This window comes from Enterobacteriaceae bacterium Kacie_13, assembly GCA_013457415.1.
Lineage (GTDB): Bacteria > Pseudomonadota > Gammaproteobacteria > Enterobacterales > Enterobacteriaceae > Rahnella.
Window position 1 is genome coordinate 60,393 of record CP045667.1, and the last position, 15,470, is coordinate 75,862.

General features: G+C 49.7%; 21 protein-coding genes and 2 pseudogenes. 4 read left to right on the forward strand and 19 right to left on the reverse strand.

Features of this window, described 5'->3' with window-relative positions:
• The first annotated feature begins 46 nt into the window (after positions 1–46).
• On the forward strand, positions 47–298 hold the full coding sequence (locus GE278_23735; protein QLK63814.1) for a hypothetical protein: 252 nt from the start codon (positions 47–49) through the stop codon (positions 296–298).
• Here GE278_23735 and GE278_23740 read toward each other — a convergent pair.
• The 6 genes from GE278_23740 to GE278_23765 form a co-directional block, all read right to left on the reverse strand.
• Positions 259–1,038 carry a thioredoxin domain-containing protein gene (locus GE278_23740; GenBank protein QLK63815.1) on the reverse strand — a complete coding sequence of 260 codons (780 nt, stop codon included), beginning with the start codon at positions 1,036–1,038 and terminating at the stop codon, positions 259–261. The genes GE278_23735 and GE278_23740 overlap by 40 nt on opposite strands.
• A 557-nt stretch (positions 1,039–1,595) precedes the next feature.
• Positions 1,596–1,997 carry a YgiT-type zinc finger protein gene (locus GE278_23745; GenBank protein QLK63816.1) on the reverse strand — a complete coding sequence of 134 codons (402 nt, stop codon included), beginning with the start codon at positions 1,995–1,997 and terminating at the stop codon, positions 1,596–1,598.
• Position 1,998: 1 nt separating this feature from the next.
• Positions 1,999–2,295, reverse strand: a complete 297-nt coding sequence (locus GE278_23750; protein QLK63817.1) for an mRNA interferase MqsR — start codon at positions 2,293–2,295, stop codon at positions 1,999–2,001.
• A gap of 94 nt (positions 2,296–2,389) precedes the next feature.
• Positions 2,390–2,671, reverse strand: a complete 282-nt coding sequence (locus GE278_23755; protein ID QLK63818.1) for a hypothetical protein — start codon at positions 2,669–2,671, stop codon at positions 2,390–2,392.
• 173 nt (positions 2,672–2,844) lie between these two features.
• Positions 2,845–3,150: a hypothetical protein gene (locus GE278_23760; GenBank protein ID QLK63819.1), complete on the reverse strand. Its 306-nt coding sequence runs from the start codon at positions 3,148–3,150 to the stop codon at positions 2,845–2,847.
• A 2-nt stretch (positions 3,151–3,152) separates the two neighbouring features.
• Positions 3,153–3,395, reverse strand: a complete 243-nt coding sequence (locus tag GE278_23765) for a DUF905 domain-containing protein (protein QLK63820.1) — start codon at positions 3,393–3,395, stop codon at positions 3,153–3,155.
• Positions 3,396–3,753: 358 nt separating this feature from the next.
• Between GE278_23765 and GE278_23770 the strand changes: the two genes are divergently transcribed.
• Entirely contained in the window at positions 3,754–3,990 is a 237-nt protein-coding gene (locus GE278_23770) for a hypothetical protein (GenBank protein ID QLK63821.1), read from the forward strand.
• A gap of 235 nt (positions 3,991–4,225) precedes the next feature.
• On the opposite strand, the gene GE278_23775 is transcribed toward GE278_23770, so the two are convergent.
• From GE278_23775 to GE278_23830, 12 genes and pseudogenes are all read right to left on the reverse strand, one after another.
• Positions 4,226–4,426 carry a hypothetical protein gene (locus tag GE278_23775; GenBank protein QLK63822.1) on the reverse strand — a complete coding sequence of 67 codons (201 nt, stop codon included), beginning with the start codon at positions 4,424–4,426 and terminating at the stop codon, positions 4,226–4,228.
• A 41-nt stretch (positions 4,427–4,467) separates the two neighbouring features.
• A pseudogene (locus GE278_23780) lies at positions 4,468–4,974 on the reverse strand (antirestriction protein ArdA).
• 83 nt (positions 4,975–5,057) lie between these two features.
• A complete protein-coding gene (locus GE278_23785) occupies positions 5,058–5,243 on the reverse strand; it encodes a DUF1472 domain-containing protein (GenBank protein ID QLK63823.1) in 186 nt (61 codons plus the stop codon).
• Positions 5,244–5,462: 219 nt separating this feature from the next.
• Positions 5,463–5,879, reverse strand: coding sequence for a hypothetical protein (locus tag GE278_23790; protein QLK63824.1), 417 nt, complete (start codon positions 5,877–5,879; stop codon positions 5,463–5,465).
• A gap of 512 nt (positions 5,880–6,391) precedes the next feature.
• Positions 6,392–6,628, reverse strand: coding sequence for a hypothetical protein (locus GE278_23795; GenBank protein QLK63825.1), 237 nt, complete (start codon positions 6,626–6,628; stop codon positions 6,392–6,394).
• Positions 6,629–6,675: 47 nt separating this feature from the next.
• Complete coding sequence (locus tag GE278_23800; GenBank protein QLK63826.1) at positions 6,676–7,059, reverse strand: hypothetical protein; 384 nt, start codon at positions 7,057–7,059, stop codon at positions 6,676–6,678.
• An 18-nt stretch (positions 7,060–7,077) separates the two neighbouring features.
• A pseudogene (locus GE278_23805) lies at positions 7,078–7,763 on the reverse strand (plasmid segregation protein parM).
• 260 nt (positions 7,764–8,023) lie between these two features.
• Complete coding sequence (locus GE278_23810; GenBank protein QLK63827.1) at positions 8,024–8,989, reverse strand: ParB/RepB/Spo0J family partition protein; 966 nt, start codon at positions 8,987–8,989, stop codon at positions 8,024–8,026.
• Positions 8,990–8,997: 8 nt separating this feature from the next.
• Positions 8,998–10,197 (reverse strand): AAA family ATPase, encoded by a 1,200-nt coding sequence (locus GE278_23815; protein QLK63828.1) that lies wholly within the window; start codon positions 10,195–10,197, stop codon positions 8,998–9,000.
• Positions 10,198–10,529: 332 nt separating this feature from the next.
• Complete coding sequence (locus GE278_23820) at positions 10,530–10,790, reverse strand: Txe/YoeB family addiction module toxin (GenBank protein QLK63829.1); 261 nt, start codon at positions 10,788–10,790, stop codon at positions 10,530–10,532.
• A complete protein-coding gene (locus tag GE278_23825) occupies positions 10,787–11,032 on the reverse strand; it encodes a type II toxin-antitoxin system prevent-host-death family antitoxin (GenBank protein QLK63830.1) in 246 nt (81 codons plus the stop codon). The genes GE278_23820 and GE278_23825 overlap by 4 nt, the downstream gene beginning before the upstream one ends.
• 371 nt (positions 11,033–11,403) lie before the next feature.
• Entirely contained in the window at positions 11,404–12,429 is a 1,026-nt protein-coding gene (locus tag GE278_23830; GenBank protein ID QLK63831.1) for a RepB family plasmid replication initiator protein, read from the reverse strand.
• 865 nt (positions 12,430–13,294) lie between these two features.
• Here GE278_23830 and GE278_23835 point away from each other — a divergent pair.
• Both GE278_23835 and GE278_23840 read left to right on the forward strand, forming a co-directional pair.
• Entirely contained in the window at positions 13,295–13,930 is a 636-nt protein-coding gene (locus GE278_23835; GenBank protein QLK63832.1) for an AAA family ATPase, read from the forward strand.
• Positions 13,924–14,184 (forward strand): hypothetical protein, encoded by a 261-nt coding sequence (locus GE278_23840; GenBank protein ID QLK63833.1) that lies wholly within the window; start codon positions 13,924–13,926, stop codon positions 14,182–14,184. The genes GE278_23835 and GE278_23840 overlap by 7 nt, the downstream gene beginning before the upstream one ends.
• A 242-nt stretch (positions 14,185–14,426) precedes the next feature.
• Here GE278_23840 and GE278_23845 read toward each other — a convergent pair whose 3' ends face one another.
• Positions 14,427–15,218, reverse strand: coding sequence for a tyrosine-type recombinase/integrase (locus GE278_23845; protein QLK63834.1), 792 nt, complete (start codon positions 15,216–15,218; stop codon positions 14,427–14,429).
• Positions 15,219–15,470 lie beyond the last annotated feature (252 nt).

The following is a 15,470-nucleotide window of genomic DNA, read 5'->3' on the forward strand; positions in this document are numbered from 1 at the left end:
ATCCTTCACCACAGGATGCATTCCAGGTCAGGTTTTCCGGTGTGGTATGAGCCAGGCGGCCGATAGCCACCTTCAGCGGATCGTGCTCAAGCCCCGGACGGGTTCTGAAACACACACGCTGATGCTCAGTCTCATCCCCGCTGAACACAAAGCCATGCAGGTCAAAAAATGGATAGTCAGTGCTTTTTCACCGTTCATCGTTTTTCTCCTGACACCGCGCAAAGCCACCGCAAAACCGGTGGCCTGCACGACCTCGCCTTATTTCATCCCATTATCGATGGCCTGCTGCATCACCTGAGCGGACACGACGCCCGGAATGACCGTCGTGTTGTCAGCGGTCGCGTTCTCTGCCGGCATCACGATGATCCCCGGCGTCCCGGTTGCCAGCGCACTGTTACGCGCGATCAGGGCATCTGCCGTTGCGCGGTTCGAGACGTCTTCTTCTCCTGCGCCCGCTGCCGTGGCCACTTTTTCAATATCGTCTGACGTCAGTTTCCCTTCGTTATGGCCGGTGCCGTATATCCCGTTGTGGTAGGCCATATAGGCATCAGCCCCCTTCTGTTTCCAGATGGCCAGACCCCGGCGTGACGCCTGCGTAGACTCGGGGTAATGCCCGGCAAAAATCGTCCAGTCACGAAAAGCAAAGCGCACGCCTGGATTACTGGCCATGACCTGCTCCATTACCGGGGCCATCATGCTGCAGGCGATACATTCGTAATCAAAAAACTCCGTCACAATCACTTTCGAATTTTGCGGGCCTTTCACTGGCACGCCGTCAAGCTGCATCAGCAGCCGGTGTCCCTTCAGCACCGACTGTGCCATCAGCTGTGCCTTGATGGCTGCCTGCTGCGCCTGCAGCTTTTTGCTCACCTCGATGAGCACCTGCGGATGAGCCACCAGGTAATGGGCGGCAATCTCGCCGATGCGTGACTGCTGCGCCGGTGTGAACTCTTCCGGCTCTGCGGCGCCGGCGTGGAGTGAAACGAAAGTAAAACTCAGGGCGAGCGAAAGCGCCGCCGCGTTAAAACGGTTTGTCATGATGATGTCTCTCAAAGAAGGATCCCGGGGTCACCGGTGAATAAAAGATTGTGCCGCTGCCAGGGTATGTCGCGGTGTGGATTAACGTTCTTTCTGAATATGTCGGACGGCTTCGTGGGTAATTTCTTCACGCTCCGGTTCGCCGGCCAGTGTCCGTGCGGCGGCGCAGCCGCCTGCGGGGGTTGACCCTTGCCGTTGCCATCGGACCGTAGCCGACAGGCCGGAAACCCGCAGGGGTTCCGCGAAGCTTACCGGCTTGCCGGTTAGCGAAGTCGGGCAGACGATTGACCAGCCTGCTGGTCATGAGCCGAAGGGGCCATGTTCTGGCCGTGGTGGTTTGTGGGAATGAGAAATCACCGGCCATCAATGACCAGGAGGAGGAAGACGAGTGAAAGCCCGGAGAGGAAGAGACGGAATGGAATGAAAGAGACAAGCCCCCGACATATACCGGAGAAGAGGGGCGGCGCAGCCGCCCCTCTTCTCCGGTATATGTCGGGCGTAGCCCGCTGGGAGTGTTTTAAGCGCGGCAAAAGTCAGGGAGCGAACCCCCTGCCCACTTATGCTTGTTTGCGCACTTCATCCAATAACTCGGGATGGTGGTCGAGTACGCGCAGGAGTTTGATGATCGAAGGGTGTGGCTGTGCCTTACCCTTTTCATAACGCGAAAAGGCATTCACGCCCCCGCCAAAAATCTCGCTGGCCTCTTTCTGCGTGAGATCAAGTTTTTTACGCACCTGAATGATGTACTCAGGTTCGATGGTTTCCGCGATGACTTTAGCCTTAAATGACTTTACCTTTGCCATGTAGGCCATAGACTGATCACGACCCATCACGACTTCACCACACGCCGGACAGTGCTCACCTTCTGCCTCGATAACTGTTTTACGGCCACGGAATGAGTAAGGGACTTTTTTGATACCAAACTCAAGTTCTGCACCGCCACAAACGGAACATTTCATATTACTTCTCCTTGAATGAGACGATCAAAACACCGTTACTGACCGTTAGTTTTAGATATACGTCACCACACGACAACTTCGGGCGGTATACGTCCTGCCAGACAGTATGATCATTATAGGTGGTCATACTTTTAAAAAAATCAGCTGCCGTTAATCCCAGGATCGCGCTGCACATATCATCAAATGTCAGCCCTAAATCATCCGCGCCGTTGAGCGCGGTATTGGTGGCCTTCACCTTCCCTGCTGCAACAAGTCCCTGAACGATATGAAGGCGCGTATGTGGAGTTCTCTTTTCCATGTTCACTCGGATTATTGGTTATTGAGACGTAATTATAACCTCAAAGGTTAGTTTAGACCACAAATATAACCTTTGAGGTTAGTTTTAGGTGACACTATTCCCAGCCTGGTTCGACGTGGTTAGCCTTCATTGCATTTATACGCCACACGGCTAACAGAGCCATCATCTCGCATTCTGCGAGTGATTCGGCATCATGCAGTGGCTGCACACCCGCAAAATCTGACGACTCGGCAACGCGGGAATACAGCGAAAATGCGTGAACCCGCTCAGGTTCCGTTATGCTTTCTTCTAACGTGAATATTTCTACATACTCGCCGTCATCGTAGATGGGGGCGATTTCCAGCTCGATGGCGTGAATATGGTCATCGCCTAACACCGAATTGGTCTGGCAATTCCAGCCAACGGTGGGATCGGCGGATAACTCGTCGATCACCTACTGTAAAAATGGCAATGCCTCAACGGTCTTAAGCAGGTTTTGCAGGTACTGCGCCGCATGGTTGCTGTAATACGCCACGTCCACGACACCAAGGGGAACAACGTTCATCGCGTTCACTGTCCGGCCTCCGCTAACAACGTGCGGTCAGGGACATAGGTAAAATGGTCAAAATAATCACAGGCCACCACCGGTCGTCCGTTAACAAACCAGACCAGAATCCACGAAAGAGATTCTTCGCACCTGTACATCTCTGCCTGCGCACCCGCCGGTAAAAGTAGCGGCTCGAATTTTTGGAAGAATGCCCCGTAACAGAGGATGTGATTAGCCAGACCGCCCAGCTGCGCGGGAGAGCATGTTCCAGCCCCCGCTACGGGGGCCTCAGTGCTAAGATTTTGGTTAGAATTTGCCGGTGTATTCATGATTAATTCCCCGCCGTCTGGTTTTTTACGCCGTAGCTTTTGATGTAACGGTTAAGCCAGAACCCTGCACCGGCTTCGAAATTCCACCCACGCCACACCATTTCACCCTCCTTACGCACGACAAGGCGAAAATCCTTCCCGTTATCGTCTTCAATGGCAACGTTGATGTACTGAGACGCGACGGCCGTTGCCTGTTCACGCGTAAACTCCCCTTCTTCCGGTAATACACTTTTCTGATCACACATAAGCCTTTCCTTTTCATTTGGGGTTACACACATCACCCGTTGAGTTTCTCTTGTCGCGGTTTTGACGTTTGTGGGAACCTGCTGTTTGGTTCCTTCTGGTATGCCATCACCCGTTTGAGACCCCTCGCCGCAAGGGCGTAAACAACACCGGCTGACGAAGATGACCAGGGCGAACAGACAATATTTGGAGGTCTAACGAAGTGGCCGAGAAAGATTTTCTGTGAGTGCATTTACCCTGGGAAGCGGAGGAGGACTGTGTTGTTGTCAGCCAGGCGAAGGGACTTAAACGGAAAGAGAGTGCCGGAGTAGCAATGAGCGGGGGGCCGCCGCAACGCCGGGGTGCGGCAGCGAAACGGTGGTGCGCCGAAGAGTACCGGCGGCATTATTGCCGGTGCGGTTAATGCGCTGGCGTCAGCCAGCTGCAGACGTTGACGTGCTCCATCAGACATTAGCCGGAAGGCACGAAGCCGCTTGCGGTTTCGGCGGAGACAGGCCGGTGCGCAGCAGCTGCCCGTCGGAGTATGGCTCGACGATTGACCAGCTTGCTGGTCATGAGCCGAAGGTGGCCGGTTTAGGATCTTGGTACACGTTTTAAATCAGCATCGATAAGCCCGGACAACGAAAAACCCATACCGAATCCCTATTCAAAATAGTGGTATTTACTGAATTATCTGACCAGCTGAAGACCAGATTTTGCTTATCAGGCAATAATTCACGGCGATAGCGGAGACGCACGGCGCCGAAGGCGCTGAGCAGTCGGCTATCGCCAGGCGTAGCCTGAAAGGGGTTTTCGCGCGATAACAGGCGGCTTCCCGCCCGTCTCTTACCGCTCACTTATCGAGTTTTTTGATCCCAGCCTGCTGAATAAAGGCGCCGCCGATATAAACAGCATTCTGATATTTCAAATAAACACAAATATCGTCCAGAATCTGCGTCGTATTGAGCGGTGATAATCCGGCCTCGCGGCGACTGGCATTAATTAACGATTTATAATGCTGCAATGTCTCACGCGTTTCAGATGTCAGTTTCATTTGTTTATCCGTACGGCAGGGAAACCCTGCCGTTTAATATGTTATGCAGAGAACACGTAGCCGTTCAGCAAAACCAGCCCGTTCAAAAACATGTCACGCCCATATGCTTCATAATCAAAGTAAATCAGCAGTGAATCAGGCATGTCATCGAGTAAGCCGGTTTCATCGGCATAATTGCGCGCGTAGTCTTCCTCACTTTCAGCCTCACCCTGATACGCTTCCTGAAACGCGTCATAATCACAGGCGTTGAAATACTCGGCCCATTCAAGAAACGCCTCCCCCTGCCCTTCTTGCTTTGCCTGCCAGTAGGCATCAATAAACGCCCAGTTAACATGACTTTCCGAAGCCAGTCCGGACGGGATCCCTTACCAGTCCTGAAACATCAGTTCTGGGTCTTCTTCATCGGCGTGCAGCGCGCTGCATGCCGCCAAAAAGTCTTGCTCGTCATCAAACTCGGTCAGATCGAACCATTTGCCGGCGATGCTGCCGCAGTTGTATTTGTGGTACGTACCGACGTACACGGCTGGTGTGGTGGTGCTCATGTGCATTTCTCCGCTGGTTGAGGGATCACAGTTCCGGCTAACGCCGTGCCGACACGACAGACGGGCGGAAAGCGGAGGATGCAGGGGCGCTACCGGAGGCCGCAGCGCAAACGAAGGAAGGAGGCTGGCTGGACGGCGGGCGAGTGAAAATTGAACGAGCACGCGACGGGAAGACCGCCGAGTGTATGAGTGCGAACGGGTGAGGAAGCGGCGAAGCGAACCCTTGCAGCCGCAGCGGCCCGTCTACAGTGAAGGCACGGCGTTAGCCGTCGCAACTCAGGCTGTCAGGGAACGTTTTTAGTCGGGTTGGTGCGCGGCAGCGCGGCAACCCTGAAAAAGCGGAGTTTCACGATTTCCTTTGAATAATAAATGGGTGCAGTTAGTAAAGTCCGCTATGTGCCAGAAGCGGACTTTTTAAAAATATTGCGTGCCAAACAATTGGGCGCAGGCCACGACATGCCGTCTACCCTCAGAGCCTTTAAAGTTATTGGCGGTTAGCTTTTCAGATGGTTGTAGTTGCACAAAGCTGTAAATGGTCCAACAGTTTTAATCGCCCATGAAAAGCTATGCATTCCAATGTAGCTTTCTCCCCTATCCATCATCGCTTTCTGATGTGCAGCTAGTGCGGTTGGTTGCGCAATCTCAGTCACAACATTTTCCATAGACTGCTTAATTTGTGGGGATGCACTGCGGTATTCAGTGGAAGAAGTGACTGTTGCACTTACTTTTTTCTTTGCTTCTTCTGGAGAAGTGTTTCCCTGCAAGCCCACATACTGAGACGCTGCGGCATAGAGAGGAACGCTCAGTTGTTGACAATAGTTCATTACCTGCACTTGCTGTGCGTTAGTATCAGCAAAAGCCGGGGCACATGATAAAATTCCAATAAGAACTGAGGTGCATTTTAGTTTCATAATAATCCTTTATAAATTTGTATTAGAAGAAAGACTTCATTCCTTCCAAATTATATAAGAAAGCCACCCTATACTATTACGCCGCATCTATAGAAATACAGCATCCCTATATTAAGTAATTTAGACGATACTTCCATCATTTAGGTTGTCGTAAAGACGTTACTCGTAGGCAGTACTGCTGCCGGTCCGAACCAGTTATCACCCAATAGTACAGAAGTTACCCCCTGAAACTGTGGATAACTTTATGCTCAGGGAAAGCAGGTCATAAACACAGCCAATTCTATAGGCCGACATTAGATTATCAAAAAGGTACCAATAAAATAATTCCGACAAAGACTCGCAACGCTCGCCGCAGGCATGGCTGAGGCGTACCGCAGCACCGCGAGGAACGAACAGCCGTAACGAGGAAGCGTCATATCGTCAGCGACTGATGTGAAAACCGGACACACCCAGGCTGAGGTGGCCATAAAAAACCGGCACAAGGGCCGGCGGATTACGGTGATCGGTACGCCCTACGGTTTCCGATTTTTCCTCCAGGTTTCAGAGGCCAGAAACGCCGCACGTACCACCACGATGGCCCAGCATAGCTGCAGGAGTATTTTCACGGGCACACTGAATCCGTTGAATATCAGCAGCGGCACGATAAACAGGCAACTGATGAGAAAACACCACTCCGCCGCACTTTTTCGCGCCCTGCCCATCAGCGTCTCCAGCCCGATGATCCCTTTGCATAACAACATAAATGACATTGTTCTTCCTCTGACATCTCCGGCACGCCGGAGGACTTAGTCTTTTTTCAGCATGCGTTTGAAATTGGTGCGGGCCTGCCCTTCCCCTCCCGTACTGCCGGTGGACTCCGGAAGCACGGAGGGAGTTGGCACCTGACCAGCGCAGGCGGCAATGACATCCTGAATACTGGCCGTCGTGGGCTGCCATCCCGTCGTCTGTTGAATATGCCCACCAGCTGGTCGGCGGTCAGCTGGCCATCGAACAACATGGACAGCAGATAAGGCAGGCGCTTATCCAACTGGTATAACGCGCTGCCGCCCACGATCGCCGCCCGGAAGAAATCGCCCCGTGTCCGCAGGGGAACTGACTCGATAATCTCCATCGCCCTGGCATCCTGATTATCGTCTTCAGCGTGCAAATAGACGGTCAGTTTCTTGCGTGTGTCGGTCACGGATAGCGCTCCTTGGAATTAAAGTAAGACAAGTTCTCGAACCAGCGCCGTCTGGGGGGCTTCAACCAGGACAATGCGATCAGGGGCCAGTTTCCAGACTCGGCGCACAGCAGCTTCAATCAGCGACGCCCCGCCACCCACCAGCCAAACCCGGTTCACCTGGCGGTACGCGGACAGCTCTTGACCACCCGTTCCCCGAGTGGCTCGATGGACGAACTTATCATGTCCAGCACATAGTCCACTTTTGACTCATCGTTGACAACTGTGGCGCCAAACTCGCGGTCATGCCGTCGCTGTATCAGTTGGTCAGCGACGAAGGCGCTGGTGTCGCTGTTGGCCATACGCAGTGCCGTAAGTGTGGCCTGTGTCACCATCGATACCCCGATCGTAGAATTGCCCTGAATAGCACTGACATCTTCAAACTGTCCTACAAGAACACCGGCATCGAGCGTTGTTCCCCCCAAATCAATCACCAGCGAGGTTTCCAGCGGTCCGACACCGGCACGCTCGAGGGGCGATATCACCGCTGGCAATGATTCCGGCATGACGTCAACGTGCTCGATGGTGAAGGTTTCGCGCTTTTTCAGCGTTACCGGCCGCAGCAAATTGTCGATTTTACGCTGTATGTTGGCCTCGTTATGCTGACAGTCGCTGGTGTAGAACACGCGGATGGGTATGTTGACCGTCAGGCCCACCGAATGAATAGGTTATTTTTTCGTATTTATGTGAAATGTTCGCCAACAACTTTATCATCCCTTTACTCAGAAATAATGGTCCGATAAACCTGGCGATTTCAGAGTGAAATTCGACAAGTATAAATTAATTAACACATAAAAATCAGCATGTTGTAATTTACACTATTGTGGCGAAACTGACTAAATTTCAGAGCAGCGGTCTGTCACTACTTATCCTCTCCCTTTGGTAATTTCAGGCTGAAATCGCCAAAGGGAGAAGGGTGTGATTTTTAATGTTTGAAGTGCTTTTCTATTGTGTTTTGGATAACCAAATCAAGTTCATCTTGCACCTCTTTAGGTAGCCGATTGAACTCGTAGCTGAGGAGTCGTCCTTTCGTTTTTCTCCGGGCAAACTTATCCTTCACGCCAAAGTTCCAAAGGGATGTAGTGATGGTTTTTTGTTTAGCAGGGTTCTCTAACATCATGGTTGTTACAGACCTGAAGTGCTGAATTATCGCCGACTTGACTTCATCAGCGACTAAACCGTCAGACAAAGTAGCTTTTGATTCGTTAACTTTTTCAACCACATCATCCACACGAATTTGCTTCGTTATCAGCTGCTGGTGTATATCCAGCAACAGCTTGAAATCAGGATAGGTTAGTTCCGACTGAACGGGGAAGGGAGCTAACATTTCTGAAGGAACGGAGGCCGCTTGAATTGCACGAGTGACTTTCGCTTCAGACAACATTTCCGATTGAGCAATTTCCTTTTGAGTCATACCATTTTCACGCAGGATCTGTAAGCGCAGTCCTATCTCCCTCAGATTATGCTCTTTAGCGGTTTGTAAATCGGCAGCAAGTTGTCGGGCATCGGATGCACTGATATCCGATTCCGTCACCAGAACATTTAAACCCACTTTCTCAATGATGGCTCCGGCCCGGCGACGGGAGCCATCGAGGATTTCAATCCCCTGGGGTAAGCGTCTGCCAATTGCCGGGAAAAACTGCTGCAGCTTAAGAGTTCTGGTAATGTCCCTTAAAGATTCAGGGGTAAGCGCCGACTGATCACGCCCGTTAGTTTCAAGCGTAACGAAAGTATCAACTTCTACGTTATCAGCTTCAACTCTTATCAATTTAAAGGACGCCGTTTTTCCAGACGCCAACGTAAATCGCTGCGTATAGACTTCATCCTCAGTACTGTCTTTATGCAATGACTGAGTAAATGTTCTGCCGATGGTAGTTCTTTTGGAGCTCATAATTTTCCTCAGTTCATTCTGATAAATTCAATACGGTCAAACACGGCTTTGGAAAAATCTTCTGCCGCTGTGCGCGCGTTTTTCAGTGCTTCGCTACTTCCCACATACGTGGCTGGATTTGCCGAAATGACCGTGTCGAAAGACTCACCACAGCGCTCAAAACCATCCAGGCGAGGCAAGGCCACATCAAGCATGTCACCGCCGAAAATCTCTTTAGCCAGACTGTGACACAGCTTGTGGTCGGCTTTGTTAAGCAGCTTGGACATAAAACCGATATTGCCAAGCAGGCGTGTTTTCATCCCGGAGTCTTCAATTAGGCTTATAAGCTCGGGCAAGCGGGTGAGGTACTTCAATGTCGAATGGAAGTCGACCTGTGCTGGCGGCACTGGAGTCATTAGTAAATCAGCAGCAGCAATGGCATTTGTTAAGAAAGAATCCAGGTGGGGTCCGCTATCAATAAAGATAAAATCATAGTCCCCTGCTATTTTATCAATGATATTTTCTCTCAGGACAGCAAAAGGGTTTTGTCTTGGAAGATGTTCAGCGCAAAGACTCTCCCATTTGGAGGCAATGAAAGCATCTTCAATAGAAGCGGGTAAAACATCCACTCCTGGAACGATGGAAGAAACGATAAATTCGTTCAGTAATTCTTCTCTGGTGACATTTTGCAACATGGCCTGCGCTGCTGTCGTATCCACGGTTCCGACAGAGCGCGTATGATTAAGGAACATTGTGGCTGAGGACTGAGGATCGAGATCAATGACCAATACACGCAAGTCTTCCAGTAACAGATGCGGGTGCGCACGCAAACCATGAGCCAGAGAGACTGAACTGACCGTTTTGGAGACACCTCCTTTGAGGTTTCCCAGAAAAACAGTAAAGGCTTTGTTATGGCGGTCGCGATACTTGGGTACGCCGCGGTGGTGATAAATATCAATGATATTCTGGATGCTCATCGCATATTTGGTAGAAGTACCGGCGGGTTTCTTTTCGAAGTTATAACCGGCCTGCTCCATTTCACTTACAGCATAATCAACGCTGGCTCTGGTGAGTTTAGGTAGTTTAGCCAGCGCGGCTTTTGCATAAACCTGATAAAAGGAGGTTTCTTCAAACTCTTCCTTCTGTGCTTTGATCTGTTCAGTAAGAGACACGAGCATTCTTTCTGAACGCTCAGCGATTTTCCCAATCTGCTTGTTATCCCCAGACATATTCTTCCCCATGCTGCATTTAATTAAAAAAGCAATAATGCTACATAAAAGTATTAATGTAAACATATCAGCACTTGTTATGCATAGCGGTGGACATGCTTGCTCATTTTCACAAAATACTGAATAAGAATTGAAAAGAATGGATACATAGAAGGGGAGGCATCTATTGATAAGGCACGTAATCCATGGAAAAAAATCCAGCCACCGGCATGGACATATCAGAACGACTGACCGAATACAGCCAATCTGGCTGAACTGCGGGATTAATCCTCCCCTCGTTACTCATATATTGCCCGCTTTCAGGCAAAAAAAACCCGCTCAATGCGGGATGATTAGATTCCGGTGTAATGGAAGCGACATGCGATGATAATAACTTCGCCGTCCTTTACGTAGTAGACAAGCCGGTGTTCCCGGTCGATACGCCGCGACCACAATGGTCTTTTATGCTTCAATGGCTCTGGTTTGCCTATCCCAACGAACGCGTCAGCATGCACGGCTTTAATCAGCTGTCGGACGCGCTCAAACTTTTTTGGGTCATTTTCCTGCCAATATCGATAATCCTCAGCTGCACGCGACGTGAATACCGTTTTCATACATCAATTTCTACCGTATCACCACTATCCAACTGGGCTAAGGATGCCTCTATATGTGCAGCGTTCGCAGGATTACTGAAAAGGTAAAGCGTCTCAACCATGCAGCTATATTCGTCTGCGTCAATCATCACGACGTCACGGCTACCACGACGGGTAATAACTACTGTATCCGCGTCATCACTGACCTGGTTCAGTACATTTGCGAAATTGGTGCGGGCTTCTGTAAAAGTAATATGTCGCATCGAATAACCTCCTTAAAACGTTTGTCAGTCATAATAACAATGTACTTATTTAAGTACAAGTATATCGTGCATAGTTAAAACTAACGTCATGGTAATCAGAGGAGGAAAAGAAGGAAGGCATTAAGTAACCGTCATATTTATGAGATAAAACTGTTTTTTATCACATCTTTCAGTCGCTTAAAGCTTCATCCCCTACGCGAGCTTTTTCAGGACGGAATATGGGTAATTTGAGGCATAACGGCGACCCTATATAGAATTATGCAGAAGCTTCCTGCTCTCCCCCCTAAATAGGCCGCGTATGCCTCGGCGCGCTTTTACAAAGCCTTTAAAGGTATTGAAAGACGGATCAAACAAAGGATCAGGATGGGATCTTATACCGCAGCGTTTACCTTCACCTCAGCAGTTTTTCTTTTTGACCTTCCCGAAATTTCGCTCCTCATGCGTTTGACTGACACTTCATCACCTATAATTTCATACCAATGCAGCCATTTTTTTAAATCAGCCAAAGGTAATTTCTCTTTTGGATCATACTCTTCCAGCCGGGCTCTAAAATCTTGCATTACACCAATGCATTTTCTCGCCCAAGCGCCTTCCTTGTCAGACCCTTCAATAACATGGGGTCTTCTCGGCAGACGTGGCCGTAAAGGTTTAGCAGAGGTGGTCCCCGTCTCAGTAATGTAAAAAAACTTGATCGCTTTAACGGATCTTCCCATTTTAACCGGTTCCCAAGTGACAGAAATATCCGTATTGGCGTTAATACGTTCCACAGCGGGAACCAGCACGTCACGTTTGAAAAATCGGTATTCTTCGTATTTACCCACCAGGCCCGTACGTTCTTTCATCCAGTCAATTTCTAAGGCATCGGTCTCGATAATGCCGTTATTGCGGGCATTTTTTGTGAGCTTCCGAAACTTTACTAGCCAACTGTAAAGGCGGAATGCGAAGGGGGTGTCCAGTTTTGACACATGCTGAAAATCGACCTGTGTAAACTCGCGCTTCAGGTCATAAAGATAGGGCACCACGTCAGGAGAAAAACGGATCGTCACATCGGCGCTATTGTCGGATGCGTCATAGCGGATAGAAGAAAACCAAAACCGTTTTACTTTATCAAGGCGCTGCTTTTTTTCGTTCCATTCAAACGTAACGATCGGCTTGCTACCCAGTGAATCCGCAGCTTTCTTGAGCTGCTGATGAGTATGAGATGGATTAACTCCGAACATTTTTTCAAAGTCGGCAGGAAACAGGGTATAAATACCATCGGGCTGAGGTCTTTTGCTGTCAATTTGTACCAATGCAAGATAAAGCAGGCGCATTTCATCAAGGGTCGCGCTGTAAGCACCTTCCAGAAGTTTATTATCCTGAGTGACATACAGTTTTTTGACGCTTTGCTTGTCCATGTCTTTGTCTCAACCCAAAGGTGATATTTTTTATGAATATATCACGTTAAAAATGGAGTTATCAACAGAAGATCGGATCACGTCTTGCCGCAGATCCGATCACATAATACCGCTAAACTTATCACCTTTAACCACAAATGTGATCACCTTTCACCGCAAACCTTATCACGCAATGGATTTTAACTTACTGTTAATAAAGATTAATTATCTCCCTAGAAACAAGAAAAGAGAAATAAGAAACAAGAAAAAAACGAGCTAACGCAGCTTTGCTTTGTTTTATTTATTTTGATCTTCACGGGAAGAACGATCTTCATACAATATGTATTGCTTCACTAAGATTAACGGCATATTTATACAGGGAGTATTTTTATCTTTTTGATTTAAAGAGATAAATTATAATAACAAGCCGCAAAACATATCACCTTAACATGTTAAGCATTCAGATCCTGACATCTAGCTCTGTCTGAAAGGATCTGCAACTAATGTATTTACCCCAACGAAACATATATCTAAAGAAAAATTATTGCCAGGTTGCCGCAAATCGTATCACGTTTGATTGGCCACTTACGCTGGGATGGAAAACATGGAACGTACCGCAAAAGCTATCACGTTTGGCAAGAAATTTAGATTATAACTCTTTGATTTATATTTATTAATTTCATGTCATGTCGATGCCGCAATTAATATCACGTTAGTCCCACACTTTTGTTTCTTCGCAGCCGGAAAGATATCCCACGAGATATGTTCCTTTCTTCAAAGCAGGCACAAAAATCCGACGGGTAACGATGCCTCATTTGTTGTGCATCATAAAAGTAAAAGCTAAAGTAGTACTACTTTGACATCAATATAACGCTAAGACGGTGCCATGATTATACTTATTGGGAGCCAAAAAGGGGGCTGCGGAAAATCCACCACCGCGGCAAATATCTGTGCCGAACTCGCCAGGCAGGGTAAGGACGTCATGCTGGTCGACGCCGACCGTCAGGGCACGGCCTCTAACTGGATCAGCGACCGGAACCAGAACACCTCCCTCACAAAAATCCACAGCATTCAGAAGTTCGACAACATCCACGAAACGCTGTCTGACCTGGCCAAACGCTATGAGTATGTCGTGGTGGATTCAGCAGGGCGCGACAGTCGTGAACTGCGCACCGGTATGAGCGCCGCCGACGTGCTGATCGTCCCTTTTCGTCCCTCGCAACCCGATCTGGATACGCTGCCCGCACTGCAGGACATCATTACGATGGCGTTAGATCTCAATCCCAAACTTCGGGTGAAAGCGCTGCTGACCATGGCGCCGACCAACCCGATCGTGAATGAGACTCAGGACGCAAAAGTCTATCTGACGGATTATCCGGTGCTTCAGCTGATGAATACCATCATTCGGGACCGTAAAATCTACCGTGACTGCATGTCGGAAGGTAAGGGCGTGGTGGAGATGGACAACGGCAAAGCCCGCGGTGAGATACAGTGCCTTGTACAGGAGATCGTAAAATGGTAAAACGCAGAGAACGGCCGGCACAAACAGCCGATGCGGATAAAATTGAGGCTTTTGCCGCGCTCGCCGAAAACACGCCGGCGCAGAAACCCAGCCTGTCAAAGGATGCCAAGCGGGACTATAAAGCTATCCGGGTCCCTTTTAATGAGTTTGAGTTTACCCAGCTCGAGTCACTGTGTGAGAAAACCCAGCGCTCAAAGCTCAATATGATCCGCCATGCGCTATCTTTCTATGCCGAAAATGGGCTGGGTGAATAACGCTAAAAAGATACCAATTTAGTACCATTAAGGAGCTTTTCTAGTATTAAAAAGGCTCCTTAATTATCCTTCATTCTTCATTGGCTCAGAATTAACCCGGCCAGGCTCATCTCTCCTTTTATATCCTTTATATCCTTCCCCACGTTCATGCGTGCACTTCTTTGAAAGCCTGTGTGACCAATCCAAATAAAATTACGCCCAAAAAGGTACCAATAGTGAGCCTTATTTGTGCCTTAAAGGTGTTATTTTTGCATCAAAAAGGCACCTGAAATATGCGTTTCTTTCAGCAGGCTTACTGCCTGGGACTCCGGCATGCTGAAGGTGATCTGCTGACTGGCCGCAATGTCTAACGCAAACACCCGCGTATACACTTCCGTACTTTCCGCTTTCTCATGTCCGAGCAGTGCCTGCAGCACTTTCAGCGGCGTATGCTGATAGCAGTGGTGCATGGCGTAGCTGTGCCGAAATACGTGCGGCGTTACTGGTACCGAAAACGTCACGCTGTCACGTCTTGCCTCATCGACCGCCCGGGTTAGCCAGTTTCGCACGGTTCTGTCGGTCGCCGTCCAGATGGGAAGCGGACGGCGTTCACCGGTCTGCGCATCGGTCTCAATCCTTTCGCGCGTGCTGGCGAACAGCCGGCGCAGCTCGTCCACAAACCCCGGATCGGATAAAGGCACCACGCGGTTTGCCGATTTCCCCTTGGCGGGGCGGCCGGTGCCGGCGCGGCGCTGCTTGGCGGTGCGGATCACCACGTGCGGGTAATCGCCGTTAAGCCGGAAGTCGCGCCTTTTCAACGCCAGCACTTCATTGATCCGCCCGCCGGTATTCCACAGCGTGGAGACCAGGGCGTGCTGAGACCAGTCGGGTAAGTAGTGGAGCAGGGCGCTGACCTCAGGCAATAAAAGATATCTTGGCAAGTCGGCATAGGCCATCGCCATCTGGCGGAGAGCCAGCGCGCGCCGGTGATCTTCCGGACGCACCATTAACACCGGGCGGCGTTCGGGCCCCGGCAGCGTGGTCATATCAGTCATCGGTCATCTTCCCTCTTCAAACAGAACCGCAAATGTCATCACGTTTGGCCAAAAACGGCCGAGATCGCGCTACGTAAAAAATAGCGGACTCACCCCCTGATCGCTTTTCAGAATTCACACAGCGCTGCCTGCGAAAAATTGTTCGCCAGCAGCGGCTAAGGTTGTCATTTTCGCGCAGCGGCGGGGCGGATACCACGGCAAAAACTCGTGGACGTGATCGGTCATCTTTTCCGACTTATGGAATTATGCCAT

Excerpts from the sequence above, each read along its gene's own strand:
- GE278_23735 (QLK63814.1), top strand. The coding sequence starts at position 47 with ATGAGCCAGGCGGCCGATAGCCACCTTCAGCGGATCGTGCTCAAGCCC.
- GE278_23740 (QLK63815.1), bottom strand. The coding sequence starts at position 1,038 with ATGACAAACCGTTTTAACGCGGCGGCGCTTTCGCTCGCCCTGAGTTTT.
- GE278_23745 (QLK63816.1), bottom strand. The coding sequence starts at position 1,997 with ATGAAATGTTCCGTTTGTGGCGGTGCAGAACTTGAGTTTGGTATCAAA.
- GE278_23750 (QLK63817.1), bottom strand. The coding sequence starts at position 2,295 with ATGGAAAAGAGAACTCCACATACGCGCCTTCATATCGTTCAGGGACTT.
- GE278_23760 (QLK63819.1), bottom strand. The coding sequence starts at position 3,150 with ATGAATACACCGGCAAATTCTAACCAAAATCTTAGCACTGAGGCCCCC.
- GE278_23765 (QLK63820.1), bottom strand. The coding sequence starts at position 3,395 with ATGTGTGATCAGAAAAGTGTATTACCGGAAGAAGGGGAGTTTACGCGT.
- GE278_23775 (QLK63822.1), bottom strand. The coding sequence starts at position 4,426 with ATGAAACTGACATCTGAAACGCGTGAGACATTGCAGCATTATAAATCG.
- GE278_23790 (QLK63824.1), bottom strand. The coding sequence starts at position 5,879 with ATGAAACTAAAATGCACCTCAGTTCTTATTGGAATTTTATCATGTGCC.
- GE278_23795 (QLK63825.1), bottom strand. The coding sequence starts at position 6,628 with ATGTCATTTATGTTGTTATGCAAAGGGATCATCGGGCTGGAGACGCTG.
- GE278_23810 (QLK63827.1), bottom strand. The coding sequence starts at position 8,989 with ATGAGCTCCAAAAGAACTACCATCGGCAGAACATTTACTCAGTCATTG.
- GE278_23815 (QLK63828.1), bottom strand. The coding sequence starts at position 10,197 with ATGTCTGGGGATAACAAGCAGATTGGGAAAATCGCTGAGCGTTCAGAA.
- GE278_23820 (QLK63829.1), bottom strand. The coding sequence starts at position 10,790 with ATGAAAACGGTATTCACGTCGCGTGCAGCTGAGGATTATCGATATTGG.
- GE278_23825 (QLK63830.1), bottom strand. The coding sequence starts at position 11,032 with ATGCGACATATTACTTTTACAGAAGCCCGCACCAATTTCGCAAATGTA.
- GE278_23830 (QLK63831.1), bottom strand. The coding sequence starts at position 12,429 with ATGGACAAGCAAAGCGTCAAAAAACTGTATGTCACTCAGGATAATAAA.
- GE278_23835 (QLK63832.1), top strand. The coding sequence starts at position 13,295 with ATGATTATACTTATTGGGAGCCAAAAAGGGGGCTGCGGAAAATCCACC.
- GE278_23840 (QLK63833.1), top strand. The coding sequence starts at position 13,924 with ATGGTAAAACGCAGAGAACGGCCGGCACAAACAGCCGATGCGGATAAA.
- GE278_23845 (QLK63834.1), bottom strand. The coding sequence starts at position 15,218 with ATGACTGATATGACCACGCTGCCGGGGCCCGAACGCCGCCCGGTGTTA.